Genomic DNA, 251 nt, shown 5'->3' on the forward strand with positions numbered 1-251 from the left:
TCAGTAGACCGCGTTGCCGATCTGATGGGGTTACCTAGCAAATGGACACTCTATAAGTGGCTTGAGAATGGTCGCATTCCTGCCGTATTGATCCGCCCATTTGAGCATGCCTGTGGTGCGGATTATATGACCTTGTATATCGCTGCCTCTAGCAACCGCCTTGTTGTTGATATTCCCAGCGGCCGCAAGGCAACTAATGCCGAAGTCAACGAACTACAATGCTCATTTAGTGATGCTATGGGCTTACTAAT

The 251-nt window shown here is 48.6% G+C and carries 1 protein-coding gene; it reads left to right on the forward strand.

Features of this window, described 5'->3' with window-relative positions; translation table 11 throughout:
• On the forward strand, positions 1-251 hold a 251-nt coding region (locus tag B4920_RS30175; RefSeq protein ID WP_216820105.1), incomplete at both ends, for a hypothetical protein.

Origin of the sequence: Zoogloea sp. LCSB751 (assembly GCF_002028455.1) — a bacterium.
In the GTDB taxonomy this organism is placed as follows: Bacteria; Pseudomonadota; Gammaproteobacteria; order Burkholderiales; family Rhodocyclaceae; genus Zoogloea.